The sequence below is a fragment of the Brumimicrobium salinarum genome (assembly GCF_002844555.1).
Classification (GTDB): domain Bacteria; phylum Bacteroidota; class Bacteroidia; order Flavobacteriales_D; family Crocinitomicaceae; genus Brumimicrobium; species Brumimicrobium salinarum.
In genome coordinates, this window is the sequence record NZ_PJNI01000002.1 from 226,635 (window position 1) to 240,343 (window position 13,709).

Annotated in this window: 15 protein-coding genes; 10 read left to right on the top strand and 5 right to left on the bottom strand. The window is 33.7% G+C overall.

What is annotated here, in order from left to right; genetic code table 11:
• Positions 1-97: 97 nt before the first annotated feature.
• Positions 98-547: a KTSC domain-containing protein gene (locus CW751_RS03975; RefSeq protein WP_101333708.1), complete on the top strand. Its 450-nt coding sequence runs from the start codon at positions 98-100 to the stop codon at positions 545-547.
• A gap of 110 nt (positions 548-657) precedes the next feature.
• On the opposite strand, the gene CW751_RS03980 is transcribed toward CW751_RS03975, so the two are convergent.
• The 4 genes from CW751_RS03980 to CW751_RS03995 all read right to left on the bottom strand — a co-directional run bounded on the left by CW751_RS03980 (position 658) and on the right by CW751_RS03995 (position 3,302).
• Positions 658-1,113 carry a cold-shock protein gene (locus tag CW751_RS03980; protein WP_101333709.1) on the bottom strand — a complete coding sequence of 152 codons (456 nt, stop codon included), beginning with the start codon at positions 1,111-1,113 and terminating at the stop codon, positions 658-660.
• A 138-nt stretch (positions 1,114-1,251) separates the two neighbouring features.
• Positions 1,252-1,788 carry a glutathione peroxidase gene (locus tag CW751_RS03985; protein ID WP_101333769.1) on the bottom strand — a complete coding sequence of 179 codons (537 nt, stop codon included), beginning with the start codon at positions 1,786-1,788 and terminating at the stop codon, positions 1,252-1,254.
• A 49-nt stretch (positions 1,789-1,837) separates the two neighbouring features.
• On the bottom strand, positions 1,838-2,371 hold the full coding sequence (locus CW751_RS03990) for a Smr/MutS family protein (protein ID WP_101333710.1): 534 nt from the start codon (positions 2,369-2,371) through the stop codon (positions 1,838-1,840).
• Positions 2,352-3,302 carry a site-2 protease family protein gene (locus tag CW751_RS03995; protein WP_101333711.1) on the bottom strand — a complete coding sequence of 317 codons (951 nt, stop codon included), beginning with the start codon at positions 3,300-3,302 and terminating at the stop codon, positions 2,352-2,354. Before CW751_RS03995 ends, CW751_RS03990 begins: the two co-directional genes overlap by 20 nt.
• Before the next feature lie 63 nt (positions 3,303-3,365).
• Between CW751_RS03995 and CW751_RS04000 the strand changes: the two genes are divergently transcribed.
• From CW751_RS04000 to CW751_RS04035, 9 genes are all read left to right on the top strand, one after another.
• On the top strand, positions 3,366-4,016 hold the full coding sequence (locus CW751_RS04000) for an ABC transporter ATP-binding protein (protein WP_101333712.1): 651 nt from the start codon (positions 3,366-3,368) through the stop codon (positions 4,014-4,016).
• A gap of 1 nt (position 4,017) precedes the next feature.
• Positions 4,018-4,788: a TIGR02757 family protein gene (locus tag CW751_RS04005; RefSeq protein ID WP_101333713.1), complete on the top strand. Its 771-nt coding sequence runs from the start codon at positions 4,018-4,020 to the stop codon at positions 4,786-4,788.
• 4 nt (positions 4,789-4,792) lie between these two features.
• A complete protein-coding gene (locus tag CW751_RS04010; protein ID WP_165779213.1) occupies positions 4,793-5,437 on the top strand; it encodes a lysoplasmalogenase in 645 nt (214 codons plus the stop codon).
• 52 nt (positions 5,438-5,489) lie between these two features.
• Entirely contained in the window at positions 5,490-5,945 is a 456-nt protein-coding gene (locus CW751_RS04015; protein ID WP_101333715.1) for a DUF420 domain-containing protein, read from the top strand.
• A gap of 18 nt (positions 5,946-5,963) precedes the next feature.
• A complete protein-coding gene (locus CW751_RS04020) occupies positions 5,964-7,382 on the top strand; it encodes a TlpA family protein disulfide reductase (protein ID WP_101333716.1) in 1,419 nt (472 codons plus the stop codon).
• 98 nt (positions 7,383-7,480) lie between these two features.
• Positions 7,481-7,645: a hypothetical protein gene (locus tag CW751_RS15355; RefSeq protein WP_165779214.1), complete on the top strand. Its 165-nt coding sequence runs from the start codon at positions 7,481-7,483 to the stop codon at positions 7,643-7,645.
• Between the two features lie 11 nt (positions 7,646-7,656).
• A complete protein-coding gene (locus CW751_RS04025; RefSeq protein ID WP_101333717.1) occupies positions 7,657-7,905 on the top strand; it encodes a DUF7218 family protein in 249 nt (82 codons plus the stop codon).
• Positions 7,906-7,971: 66 nt separating this feature from the next.
• The gene (locus CW751_RS04030; RefSeq protein ID WP_101333718.1) at positions 7,972-8,169 is read left to right on the top strand and encodes a hypothetical protein; all 198 of its coding nucleotides are present in this window, start codon (positions 7,972-7,974) and stop codon (positions 8,167-8,169) included.
• Positions 8,170-8,307: 138 nt separating this feature from the next.
• Entirely contained in the window at positions 8,308-9,036 is a 729-nt protein-coding gene (locus CW751_RS04035; RefSeq protein ID WP_101333719.1) for a coiled-coil domain-containing protein, read from the top strand.
• A gap of 178 nt (positions 9,037-9,214) precedes the next feature.
• Here the strand turns inward: CW751_RS04035 and CW751_RS04040 are convergent, their stop codons facing one another.
• Positions 9,215-13,696 (bottom strand): ATP-binding cassette domain-containing protein, encoded by a 4,482-nt coding sequence (locus CW751_RS04040; RefSeq protein ID WP_101333720.1) that lies wholly within the window; start codon positions 13,694-13,696, stop codon positions 9,215-9,217.
• Positions 13,697-13,709 lie beyond the last annotated feature (13 nt).

Here is a 13,709-nt window from a genome sequence, read left to right on the forward strand (position 1 = left end):
AACGATTCTGACATAGTCCGTTTTATTTCGATAATAAACCTATAAAAATAGATTACAGACTTTTATTGTCTGTATTTTTGCACAAAATTTATATATAATGAAGCGTATTAATCAATACAAAAAGCTTTTCAATATCGACGCTGACATTGAATTGAGTCACCTTAAAAAAACGTACCGAACGCTTGTTAAACTTTGGCATCCAGATAAATTCATTGAAGAAAATGAAAAATCTAAGGAAGCTGAGTTGATGAGTAGAGAAATTACACAAGGTTATGAATTTCTGGTAAGTATAGCGCCTGAAACGGCAAAGAAAAACTTGGATCAGTATAATGAAATGTTAAATAATTGTCCAATAGTTGATTACCAATGGTCGAAACAAGTGTTAGAAGTTGACTTTTCAAATGGAGCAACTTATGAATATTTTGGTGTTTCTAGAAAACTCTACCTTAAGTTTCTTAATGCAGATAATCAACATAGATTTGGAAAAAGAAACATCTTTAATAAAAATTTGTACCGAAAATCAAAGTCAGCTGCACTTGCAGTTTAAAATAGCTCCACTACTCTACTGTTCATATTAAAATGAAAAAAAAACCGTCTCATATATTTAATCTTATCGATCAAATAGCTGAGACGGTTTAACTTTTTTAAGTAAAAGAACTACGCTAATTCTACGTTAACTGCATCCATTCCTTTACGGCCACGTACAACATCGTAAGTTACTTTGTCGTTCTCTTGAATTTCAAAATTCACATTATTAATATGGAAGAAATATTTTTCTCCATTGTTATTGTCATTAATAAATCCAAATCCTTTGCTGGTGTCATAAAAAGCTACTGTTCCAATATTCACATCTGGTTCTCCAGAATCTTCTTTTGGCGGAACACCAATTACAATATCTTCAGCCTCAATCTCCTCTGGCTCTCGCTCTTGATCCTCTGGTGGCTTATCTGTTAGATTCCCGTAAGCATCAACATAAGCAATCATATCATCCAAGCTTCCGCCTTGATTATTCTCTTCCTGCCTCTGTTCTTTTTTAAGCTGTTTTTCTTTTTTCTTTTTTGCTTTTTTCTTTTCTTTCTCTCGTTTACTAAACGATTCTTGTGATCTACCCATTTATATTTTTAAAGAATTTTTGTGCTTTGGGTTATTCAAAGCGAATTAATTGTTTTCCTTTTCGGGAATTTGGTATAACCAATCCAATATCAACAAAATTAAGCAAATATTAGCTAAAAACACAAAGATTAACAAGTATTAGTTTTCAATCCATTGTATTATTGCTTCGTCTTGCGGATTTGTTTTTGAATAATATACTGATTCAAGCTTACCTTCTTCATTAACTAAATACTTCTGAAAGTTCCATTTCACATTGCTATCGCTATGTCCATTTAACTCTTTTCGTGTAAGAAATTGATAAAGTGGAATCTGTTTCTCGCCCTTTACGCTTACTTTAGACATCATTGGAAATGTTACGCCATAATTCTTTTCGCAAAAAGTAGCTATTTCTTGGTCTGTTCCGGGTTCTTGTTTCATAAAATCGTTGGATGGAAAACCTAAAATAACAAACCCCTTGTCTTTATAGGTCTCATATAAATTTTGCAAGTCTTCATATTGCGGAGTGAAACCACATTTTGACGCTGTGTTAACAATCATTATTTTTTTACCCCGAAACTTTGATAAACTTATGGATTTACCATCAATGGTTTCTACTTCATATTTATAAATATCTTGAGCATGCACGAATGAAAACAGGAATAATCCTATCAAAGTTATAAATGTATTTTTAATCATTTTAAAGTTTTTAAAAGTTGGAGAAAGAACAACAGAAGATGAAAATTGTTTAAAGATATGAAATTTCAATTGTGGTCGCTCCTTTTCCATAATCTTTGAAATCTGCATCATAATAATCTACATTTTCTTGATTATTTAAAAAATAACGTACCTCCGATTTTAAAACTCCTTGTCCTACTCCGTGAATTACTATTAGTTTTCGTATATTTTTGTCACAAGCCTTTCGAAAAAACCTCTTAAACTCAAGCATTTGACGATTTAATAATTCTCCATTAGAGTATCCACGTTCGGTGTCCATAAATGCATGTGTGTGTAAGTCAATTTCCCAAAAATTTCTATCTTCAAAAACCTCACCTAAATTTTTCTGATGATTAGCTGTTTCTTCAGCAATATCTTGAATATCAAAATCTTCTTGTAAAATATTACTTTGATCTCCATGAATCTTTGCCAAATCTGTTTCAATAAATTCACGATCAAAGCCTTCATCTTCAACAATTACAATTTGTTGGTTTTTATAAGCCTTTACTGTCCCACCTCCTACTTCATTTAAGAAGCTAACTTTTTCACCTATTTTGAAACGCATGAATTATTGTGTTAAAATCAATTGAAAATAGCGCATAAAAAGAAATAAAGATTCCTCCTGCCCACAGAATCATCATAAAAATTTTAAAAAATACGGAGGCATCTTTTGTCGTTGGAGGAAATAAAACACCATCCACCTGTTTTGCAACTATTTGATTGTATTTTTCTTCTTCATTATGAACCTCTATTTCTTTTAAAATGGGTGTAAACTCGATAATTATTTGTTTGATCTTCGAATAAGTTTTATTAGATAAGTCATCATAATTCGTTTCATAAAAGATTTCATCATCTTTCATTTCCTTTCGAATTAAATAAAGCTTGTGTTTATTTTTGATTCTAAATCCTAGTAACAACCCTAAAATTATTAATATCCAAGAATTGAAGTAAAGACCTAGTCCTGCAATAGCAAGTGAAGATAAGGCAGTAAAAATTAATTGGGTGAGTTCATAGTTATTGAAAAATAGTATACGCATCAACTGACCACCATCTAAGGGGTCTATTGGAATTAAATTCATGACATTTAAGGCGATTAGTAATACGCCAATTTGAATTGAAACAGCTGTAGGTTCGATCCAGCCAAACATAATTAAAGAGGCACCTAGTAAAATTCCGGGTAATGGACCTGCAATGACCATTAAGGCACTTTCAATTTGAGAATACCTTTCTTTTCTTCCCGAAACCATAGCCCCCATAAAAGGGATGAAAAGCATATTCAACTCCTCATATTTAAAGAGCTTCATCATTAAAAAATGTCCTAATTCATGAAACAATAAGACTCCCAACAATACAGCAATGAGGTAGTAATCATCGAGAATAAAAGAGAAAGTAATAGCAAAAATAACCATTGATAAAATCGTTATTGAAATATGTCCATTACTTTTTCGCTTAAGTAAAACTGGTTTTTGTGGGTATTGTGATTCAAATTCTTCCATCTCTTCAACAAAAATAACTTAATTCTACTTTATACACAAATTATATATTATTTTCGTCCATCTATGATTCAAGCAAAAAACATATCCAAGGCCTATGATAAGGTTGAAGTACTCAAGGGAATCGACCTCACAGTTAAAGAAAGTGAGTTAATTTCGATAGTAGGTGCTTCAGGAGCTGGAAAAACAACATTTCTTCAAATATTAGGTACATTAGAACGCCCGGACAGCGGCGAGTATCACGTAGATAACAAGCAACCTTTTAACTTGTCTCAAAAACAACTGGCACAATTTCGAAATGAGTCGATTGGATTTGTTTTTCAATTTCATCAATTATTACCTGAATTTTCTGCCATTGAGAATGCAATTTTACCTGCATTAATTCGAGGTGATCATAAACATACAGCAGAAAAAAGAGCGAAAGAGCTTTTCTCTTTTCTTAATCTTAAAAATAGAGACCACCATAAACCTTCGGCACTTTCTGGAGGAGAGCAACAAAGAGTTGCCGTTGCTCGAGCTTTAATGAATAATCCAAAAATGATTTTAGCGGATGAACCTTCTGGTAATCTCGACACCAAAAATTCAGAAGAATTGCATCAATTGTTTTTTAATTTACGAGAAAATTTTGGCCAAACATTTATTATCGTCACGCACAATACGCAACTTGCAGATATTTCTGATCGCAAATTAGAAATGGCTGACGGAAAGTTCTTATAAAATGGAAATTAAAGAGATAGAAGCCTTACTTAATGTAAAGGTTAATCAGTTTAATACGAAAGATTTCATAAAAGACGACCCGATACTTTTACCCCATCGCTTTCAACGTAAACAAGATATCGAAATCATAGGGTTTATCGTAGCCTTAATTGCTTGGGGAAAAAGAAAAATGATTATTGATAACGGAAATAAACTCATTCAAATCATGGGGAATGCTCCATTTGAATACGTTCAAGCCTATACAACTGGAATGCTCGACGATAAAAAATTTGTGCATAGAACGTTTAATACGATAGATCTTGATTTTATAATTCGCGCTTTACAAAAGTGTTACCGCAAACACGACTCCTTGGAGGCTTGGTTTTCATTAAAAAATAATGAAAAGGGAATAAAACAAAGGATTATTAACTTTCGAACTGCATTTATGGAAGTTGAACATGAAAAAAGAAGTGAAAAGCACATAGCCAATCCTGAAAAAGGCTCCGCTGCGAAAAGAATCAACATGTTCTTACGTTGGATGGTTAGAAAAGATGAGCAAGGTGTAGATTTTGGGATTTGGAAAAATATTGACATGAGCGAACTATATGTTCCATTGGATGTGCATACGGGAAATGTTGCTCGTAAATTGGGACTAATCACCAGGAAACAAAATGATTGGAGAGCTTTGGAAGAAATGATGCTCAGACTTCAAAAAATGAATGTGGAAGATCCTTGTAAATACGATTTTGCTCTTTTTGGACTTGGTGTTAGCGGTGAATTGGAAGAAAAATGAGGTTATGGCAATTACAATAGGTTCTTTAATTATTACCCTATCCGCTTTAATGGCAATAATTTTTCGTCAAAAGAATAAAAAATTAATGTTTGCAATTTTCAAACCGCTGACAACTATTTTAATCATTGGTTTGGCATTTTATATCCAAAACAATACGAATGAAGATTATTCTTATTACATGATCTTAGCCTTGGTCTTTGCGCTAATGGGTGATATTTTCCTTCTTGACAAAAAATTTTTTATTTATGGTCTCACTTCTTTTTTAATAGCACATATCATTTTTATTATTGGCTTTGTTACCTTATACGGACTAAGCTCTCCAATTTTACCGCTTTTAGGACTTTTAGTAATAGGGCTTTTATTTTTCAATTACATGCGTAAATCATTAGGAAATTTAGTTATTCCAGTGGTTGTTTATATCCTAGCTATCTTATTTATGAATTGGCAAGCCATCGGTCTACTGTATCATAATCAATCTTTAGTTTTTATTTTTTTAGGTATAGGCTCTCTATTGTTTACTTTTTCTGATGCAATTTTAGCGATAGATATGTTTAAAAAACCAATACAATATGCTGAAATTCTTATTCTTTCATCTTATTGGTCTGCTATATTTATATTTACTTTGGCTGGTAACTTTATTGCTATTTAAATAGGTAAAACTCTTAAAAATCTATTAAGTTTGACCGAAATAGATTTAACATATGAACATTACAATTTTTATTATCATTTGTGTACTGACCTTATCAATATTAGCTCCTTTCATTGCCATCTATGCGGTATCATTTATTAAAATGAAAAAGTATAAAACCCACATCAAGATACATAAATGGTTGTTTTGGGTTTGTATCGCTGCACTGCTTGTACTTGAGATACAAATCCGCGTAGCTGGCGGCTCTGGAAGTTTAGTGGAAGGCAGCGAATATATGGGAACGACAGCTTTTAAAGTGCTTTTAATTGCTCACATTATTGGTGCGGTGCTGACCTATATTCTTTGGGGAATCACGATTTTCTTGTCCAATAAAAAATGGAAAAAACGCAAAACTTTGCCTGGAGGTTTTTCAATCACCCATAAAAGAATGGGCATAATTGTAATTATTGGTTTGTTTTATATTGCTATTACTGCCTTTTTTGTGAGTTTATTTGCTTTCTTTTTGTGAAATGAATAGCTTTAGGTTATGACTAATCAAATACTTATTCTTCTTTATTTATTTGCATTTTGTAACTTCTTCTCTATTGGTCAAATCCATATCTCTGGTCATATCACCAACGCTCCGGATAGTGGGCGCTTTAGAATTGTATTCTACAATAATCATTTTGAATTTAAAGAGTTAACTGCGGTGGATCTACCATTGAATAATAAAGGAAAATATTCTGCTCGTTTTGAATGGGAAAAACCGCAGGAGGCAACCTTGAATGTCGGTGATGAATATTCAGATCTCTTTCTTTCTCCTGGTGATAGTCTACACATAACAGCAAATTACGAGGACTTTGATGCTACACTTCAATACAAGGGCAAAGGAGAAGAAAACAACAACTATTTAGCTGCGCAAATTCAACATTTTTTTGACAAGCGCGCATATCGACATTCCAAAAATCAAGACCCTTTTGAATATTTAGCATATGTGGATAGCATTAAAAATGCCAATATCGATTTTTATTACTCCTTTGATACGACTTTATTAACCCCTGGATTCAAACTTCATATGCAGCATTATCTTAATTACCGTTTTATTGATCCACGCTGGATGTTTAAAGTTGATTTCAGTCAATTTGATGAGAATGGAAATCCGTTTTACAAAAAACTTCCTGCAAAATACTATCAATTTATTTGGGAACTCGATTTGAATGATCAAAAAGCTTTTGATGACTCCCGCTACTCAAATGCTTTACAGCGTTATATATACGAAGCAATGCAAAAGGAAGACCTGCTTGATTCATTAAATTTAAATGAAGATCTCCCTTTTTATGCCAAAAGATATTACTTCATTAAATCGGCCTTTAGTGGTAAAATTTTAGATTTTCAATTGACCAAATTCATGCACCATTACATCCCGACTAAATACGAGAACAAGCACTGGGTTGCTTTGATGAAAGACTATAAAAGCACCTGTCAAAATCAAGATTATCTTGCTTTTATAGACAATAAGTTTAAACGTATAAAGCAACTTACCTATGGCAAAAAAGCTCCTGATTTTTTATTAGAAAGCCTCGATGGAGATACGGTTTCTTTGACTTCATTTAAAGGTAAAGTTGTTTTTATAGATTTTTGGGCTACTTGGTGTTCCCCCTGTATTAGCGCAATACCTAAAATGGAAGTCTTAGTTGAACAATTTAAACATGAAAAAGAAATAATTATCCTTTTCATTAATGTGGAGGATTCAAAATCCAAATGGAAGAAATATCTAGAAGAAAATGAAATCAAAGGTCTTCATTTGTATGCCAACAAACAAAAGTCGAAGGAATTATTTGAGAAATTTAGCTTTAGTGGAATTCCACATTACGTTTTAATCGGTAAAGATGGCAAAATCATTGATGCGAATGTTGAATTTAACGGCGCTTTGAAGAAAAGAATAAAGGCATTATATAGCAATTAAGTTACATCCGCATCCTGATAACCATTTATTTAACGCTTATTTAGAATAAGCATAATGATTTTTCCTTAAATTTATCTGTAATATTAAAAAATCCGAAAATGAAGAAGTTTATTGTAATAACCTTGTTGATTCTGATCACTTTGACAGTTGCAGTTTTGACCTTTATTATAGGAGCCATAAAAATGATTGTTGGTGGAATAGCATTAGGTGTCTTGGTGGTTTTACTGCTAATCGTTTGGTTGGTTTGGAAAATTAATGATTAAAAACTATAGAAATGGCAAAAGAACACGGAAAACAAATCAAAAATGACGAACAATACGAAGCTTTAAGAGATGAAGGCATGAGTAAAGAAAAAGCAGCTCGCATAGCCAACACTGAAAATGCAGGTGAAAAAGGCGGGAGAGCAACTAAATATGAAAACCGTACCAAAGAAGAGTTAGTAGAAAAAGCTAAAGAAATAGGGATTTCTGGTTATTCAAAAATGAACAAAGACGAACTTATAGATGCTTTGAGAGAAGACTAATTAAATGTGATCTTTGTTACGAATAAAATCATCAACTTCATTTATTTTTGAATTCTATAAAATATCATGAAAGAAAGAATTCTCAAAAATTGGTCATTTATTAGGATTGCCTATCTCCTACTCGGTTTATTAATTGTCATTCAGTCTGTAATGGCTCATGAATGGCTTCTGGTTGCTTTTGGTGGATATTTTGTCGCTATGGGTCTCTTTGCTTTTGGGTGTGCATCTGGGAATTGTAATGGTGGAAATTGTGATGTTGATTAAGGTTTAATGACTTTATCAAAAATTAACACTTGTTCGGATTATCTGTTCGTAAAACACTTGATATCTCTCTATTGTTTTAATATATTATTGGTAAATTATTTAATAACAAGGAGCAGCACGTTCCAAAAAATAACATAAATGATAAACAAATATAAAATCAATTTTTTTACACCACTTAGTTTAATTTTTCTTTTCAGTCTAACAGTCATCGGAAATGCCAAGGCGCAATTGCCAACCCCAATTGATGGGGTTATCGAACACAATGATAAAGAACGTCCATGTCTATTCGTTGCTAATTTAGATCCAGAACCTAAACCGCTTAAAAAAGCATGGAAATCATATTTAAAAGATAATTATGACTTTAAAATTAAAGGGATTGGTTTTTTAAGCAATAAGGATTTACTCTATGCAGAGGATGTTGTTATTGAAAAAGTCTCATCTAAACGCATGAACTTTTACACTTATATTGTTGAAGATGAAGTTGGTTCTCATATGAAGGTATTCGGTTCTTTTGGCTATGATATATATATCGATAAAAATGAAACTCCAGAAGAATACCGAGTGATGAGAAAAATGTTTTCTGATTTTTTAGATGAATATCTGACCGAATATTATCAAGGTGAATTAAAGGATACCGAAAAAAGGGTTAAGAAGTTAAGCAAGGAAGTAGAAGGCTTACAAAGTGATATCGAAGATAATAACGCGGATGTTAAAGATCTAAACGAGGATATAGAAGATGCTAAAAAAGAAATCGAGGATTTAAATAAAGATACTTCTGAAAAGGAAAAAGAACTAGAATCGGCAAGTTCCAAATTGGAAAACAGACAAGAAAAATTGAAACGTGTAAAAAGTAAACTAAAAAAGTAAAAAAGTAAAAAAAACTATGTTTATTTCAATCTAATAAGAACCATTGAAGTTAATCTCAGTCTTTCTTGAAATCAGGAGGGACTGAGATTTTTTTGTAATAGATAAACATTCATTTCATCATTTTCTACTGGCCTAATTCAAACTCTTGCTGATGCGAGATCACAATAGCAAACTAAACCTACAATGCTACTCCCACTCCAATCTTCTCCAATAAATACATATTGTGCTCCACCACCAACACATCATTTTCTTCACTCAATTCTTCTAACAAGGGAAACAGCAAATCAATATCTTTGTAATGCAATCCTGTACTCGGTTCGTCGAGAATAAATAATTCGTTTTTTGGATTTTCTTTGAGCCAGTTTAAAATCAATAAACGCTGTTTTTCTCCTGACGACAAGGATTGAACTGGCTGCGCTAATTGTAAATGCTGTAAGCCAACCTTATGAAGTTGCTCCAAAACTTCTTTGCTCTTTTTACCAATTTTATAGGCTGACAACCAAATACTCAATGCTTCAATCGACAGAGACAATACATCCGCAATTGATTTTCCGTCAATTTTATGTATTAAAATTTCCGATTGATAACGTTGTCCTTCACACATTTCACATACTTCTATGGCGTTGGAAGTAATGTCTAAACTCGTTTCTAAGGTTCCTTTTCCTTTACAATTCGGACATTGACTGCTTTTCGTTTTATAGGAAAAGTCTTTCGGTTTTAATGCTGTTTCTTTCCCAAATAGTTTTGTGAGTTCTTTCAGTAAACCTAAATAATCAATCAACAATGTGCTTTCGTAAGTGCGCAATGGCTTGATCTCAAAGTAATGGGCGTTTTCGTATTTTTTTGGAAAATCAATGGAAGCGCAATGCACCGGATTTCCACTTTTAACGCTTGGAATCAATATTTCCTTGACTAAAGTTGTTTTTCCTACACCCGATTTCCCTGTTAAAGCAGTGATTCCTCCAATGGGAATAGATAAATTACGTTTTTGTAATGAATATCTAGAAATGTCTGTGAATTCAATCTTTTGCTGACTCGATTTTAATTGGAAATCGCTTGTCTCTTCTTTAAAAAACGGATGACAATCGGCTTGTTGTATTAGTTCTTTTGGATTTCCTTCAAAAGTCACCTCTCCTCCATTTCTTCCTGCTTTTGGGCCTAACTCAACCAAGTATTCTGCTGCCATTAGAATTTCTTTGTTGTGTTCAATCACAATCACAGTATTTCCTTTGGCGATTAATTCCTGCAATATTTGAATTAAATCGGGAATATTGTCGTTGGATAGTCCCGCTGAAGGTTCGTCGAGTAAATAGGTAATGCCTTTAAGTGGACTATTAAGTTGCTGAATCAATTCTACCCGCTGATTTTCACCGCCAGAAAGTGTTGCTGCTTTTCGATTCAATTGCAAATGATTAATGTGTAATTGCTTTGCACGTTGTGTTGTTGCCGCTACCTTGCCTTGAATGCGTTGTTTTAATTTCTGATCAATTTCTACCGATGTCGATTTATTCAACCATTTTTCCATCTCTACAAAATCCATTGATTTGATGTCATCAATAGATTTTCCATCGACTAGAATCGATAAACGTTCGGGTAAAAGTCCGCTGCCATCGCATTCTTCACACTTTTCATAAGTCAATAATGCACGCAGATTTTTAATGTTTTTATTTTTTCGTGTTTTATAATATTCCACTTTCAAATAATTAAACACTCCTTTCCAAGGCATTTTTAAATCCTGTGTTCCTGTACGTGTCTTAGTTTGGTACCTCCAAGTTGTACTCCACTCCTTCTCTCCTGTTCCATTGAAAATCAAATCCTTTTGTTGGGAATTCATTTCAGAAAACGAGGTATTTAAATCAAACCCATTTTCTTTCCCAACTTCAGCGAGAATAGCCATGTATTGACTTCCAGCGTGTCCGTAATACGATAACGCTTTGTTGTGTTCAAAAACTCCTTCAGAGATGCTTAAAGCTGCATCTTTAACCAAAAGATTTTCTGTGGGCAATAACTCTTCTCCAACTCCTTCACAAATTGGACATCTTCCCAATTCATGTGCATTAGAAAAATGACTTGCAGAAAGTTCTTCGCCTTCGTACATTGCTTTTCGAGAAAATACAAAACGCAAGATTTTATCCATTCCCGTTTGCTTAGCGATGTCTGTTCGTAATGAATAACTCTTCTGTTTACGAGTTACGCAGATTGTTGGCGTTAACCCAGTGATATTATCTACTTCAAATTGAAAGTTTACGCCTACTCTTGACTGTTGGTAACTTGAAAATTGCTTTGACATTTCTTGCAGACCATAACCATGCAAAGTATCAATGACCAAAGAAGATTTTCCTGCGCCAGAAATCCCAGTTACTGCAGAAAACTGATTTTTGGGAAATGACAAATTCAAATCTTTTAAATGATGCGTCTTTGCTCCTGTAATTTCAATTTGATTTCTTTGTTGTTGCGGTTCTTGAACGAGATTTTCAGTAGTAACCACCTTTTCATTGTCCAACAAAGCATCGGCGTTTTGTTGAAACAATTCATGATTTTCAAAACAAACAATTCCCGCAGTATTTTCTTTTAATTGATGCAGGGCGTCAACTAATTGTTGCGCGTTTTGATAATGTAATCCAATGCTGGGTTCTTCCAATAATAAAACAGCATTTTTGGTTGGTTTAGCAAAGTGTTTGGTCAATTTTATTCGTTGTGCTTCACCACCCGACAAAGTATTGGAAGGCTGTCCTAATTTGATGTAACCTAAACCTAATTGCATCATCAAAGCCAATATTTTTGTGATTTTCTTTTCAGAAGCAAAAAACTCGTGTGCTTCGCGAATGCTTAAATCATAAATGGCAGCAATGTTTTTACCCTTCCACTCGACTTGTAAAACTTCAGGTTTAAAGCGCTGACCATTACACGTCGGACAAACTTGATTGACATTGCCCATTACGCTCATCGACAAAATGATAACGCCTGCACCTTCGCAAGCTGGACAACGACCTGTTTTATTGTTAAATGAAAATACACCTTTCTTTAGTTCTCGTTCTTTTGCCATTGGAGTTTTGGCCAATAAATCCCGAATTTTATCTGCTAATCCCACATAAGTTGAAGGATTACTCCGCGGAGTTTTCCCAATGGCTTGGTCGGTAACCGTAATATTTTTCAATTCATTTTGATGACAAAAATCCTCAATCTGATGAACAAGTTGTTCTGTTTTTTTGGTGATTACTGTTAACTTTTGCGGTACAATTGAAAAATTATTTTCTTTTAACTTATTAGGTTTAAAAACTTTATTTACAGTCTTTTGACTTAAAGCATCTAAAGTTGGACTTTCAATATTTTTAGCTTGTAAAAAGTCGGAAAGTTTTCCATTGAATATAACTTCTCCTCCATCAATTCCAGCTTTTGGACCTAACTCCACAATCCAATCGGCACTTTGGATAAACTCCAAATCATGTTCTACCACCATCACTGTATTTCCACGTCGAATTAGTCGCTGTAAAATGTGCAATAAATAAGCCTGATAATTAGCCGATAAACCAATAGAAGGTTCATCAAAAACATAAAGGATTCCTTGCAAATTACAATTCACCTGATTAATCAACTTGATGCGCTGTGCATCGCCCGATGAAATAGAAGTACTTGGAGAGTTGAGGTGATAGTCACCCATTCCTAAGCGGATCAAATCGTACAACTGTGTCTGCAATTGCTCAACCAAAGCCATTTCTCCTGTGGAAAAGCTTTTATCTTCCAAAGCAGCATACATTTCCTCCAAGGAAAGCGTCATCCATTCATCAAAATTTCGGCCTTGCCATTGAAACTTTAAATGCTCTGCTTTGATGCGTGCCCCTTTACAGCTGGGACATAAGCGGGAACTTACAAACTTTAGAATATTGGGGTTTCTATCGGTTTTAAGAATATAACTCATAATGGGCAAAACACCTTTGTAATAGCCTTCTTCTCGAGGTTTTGCTTTTAGTCCTTGCCAGCGCAACCGCGATTCAATGCTGTGTTTTCCATAATAAACTTTCGTGCGTTCACTTCCGTTTAAAACTACATTTTTTTGTTCCTCCGTGAGATCTTTCCATGGAATATCTACATTAAAATCGTGCGTTTTACAGAGTTTATTCAATTCTTCGACAGTAACTTGCGAATAAACGATATATCCATTCGGCAAAGTAGTTACGATTGCTCCTTCTCGTAAAGTCTTATGCTCATCGCCAATCAATTTGTCTAAATCAATATATTCCTCCTCCCCGATTCCATTGCAAACCTCACAAGCGCCTTTGGGATGATTAAAAGAAAATAAAGATTTACTCATTTTTTCCTCTCCAGCATACCGAGCAAATAAGATCCTAAAAATGGAACTCAATTCAGAAAGCGTCCCAAAAGTAGTATTCACCGATTGAAAGCGCTTGGTTTGTTCTACTTTTATGACCGGCGGCAAATCGTTAATTTCATCGACTTCAGCCGTAGGAATAGATTGCGAATTCTGTTGATAAGCCGGCAAACTCTCTAAAAAATATCGGTATCCTTCATTTCCAATTACATCCATCGCCAAAGAAGATTTCCCCGATCCCGAAAGTCCAGTCACTACAATTAATTGATGTTCAGGAAGCGATAAATCAATATGCTTTAAATTATTCTGATAAGCGTTTTGAATTTTCATGAAGGAAATATTG

What these genes read in the sequence shown, in the direction of transcription:
- CW751_RS03975 (WP_101333708.1), top strand. Translation starts at nt 98, where the DNA reads ATGAAGCGTATTAATCAATACAAAAAGCTTTTCAATATCGACGCTGAC.
- CW751_RS03980 (WP_101333709.1), bottom strand. Translation starts at nt 1,113, where the DNA reads ATGGGTAGATCACAAGAATCGTTTAGTAAACGAGAGAAAGAAAAGAAA.
- CW751_RS03985 (WP_101333769.1), bottom strand. Translation starts at nt 1,788, where the DNA reads ATGATTAAAAATACATTTATAACTTTGATAGGATTATTCCTGTTTTCA.
- CW751_RS03990 (WP_101333710.1), bottom strand. Translation starts at nt 2,371, where the DNA reads ATGCGTTTCAAAATAGGTGAAAAAGTTAGCTTCTTAAATGAAGTAGGA.
- CW751_RS03995 (WP_101333711.1), bottom strand. Translation starts at nt 3,302, where the DNA reads ATGGAAGAATTTGAATCACAATACCCACAAAAACCAGTTTTACTTAAG.
- CW751_RS04000 (WP_101333712.1), top strand. Translation starts at nt 3,366, where the DNA reads ATGATTCAAGCAAAAAACATATCCAAGGCCTATGATAAGGTTGAAGTA.
- CW751_RS04005 (WP_101333713.1), top strand. Translation starts at nt 4,018, where the DNA reads ATGGAAATTAAAGAGATAGAAGCCTTACTTAATGTAAAGGTTAATCAG.
- CW751_RS04010 (WP_165779213.1), top strand. Translation starts at nt 4,793, where the DNA reads ATGGCAATTACAATAGGTTCTTTAATTATTACCCTATCCGCTTTAATG.
- CW751_RS04015 (WP_101333715.1), top strand. Translation starts at nt 5,490, where the DNA reads ATGAACATTACAATTTTTATTATCATTTGTGTACTGACCTTATCAATA.
- CW751_RS04020 (WP_101333716.1), top strand. Translation starts at nt 5,964, where the DNA reads ATGACTAATCAAATACTTATTCTTCTTTATTTATTTGCATTTTGTAAC.
- CW751_RS15355 (WP_165779214.1), top strand. Translation starts at nt 7,481, where the DNA reads ATGAAGAAGTTTATTGTAATAACCTTGTTGATTCTGATCACTTTGACA.
- CW751_RS04025 (WP_101333717.1), top strand. Translation starts at nt 7,657, where the DNA reads ATGGCAAAAGAACACGGAAAACAAATCAAAAATGACGAACAATACGAA.
- CW751_RS04030 (WP_101333718.1), top strand. Translation starts at nt 7,972, where the DNA reads ATGAAAGAAAGAATTCTCAAAAATTGGTCATTTATTAGGATTGCCTAT.
- CW751_RS04035 (WP_101333719.1), top strand. Translation starts at nt 8,308, where the DNA reads ATGATAAACAAATATAAAATCAATTTTTTTACACCACTTAGTTTAATT.
- CW751_RS04040 (WP_101333720.1), bottom strand. Translation starts at nt 13,696, where the DNA reads ATGAAAATTCAAAACGCTTATCAGAATAATTTAAAGCATATTGATTTA.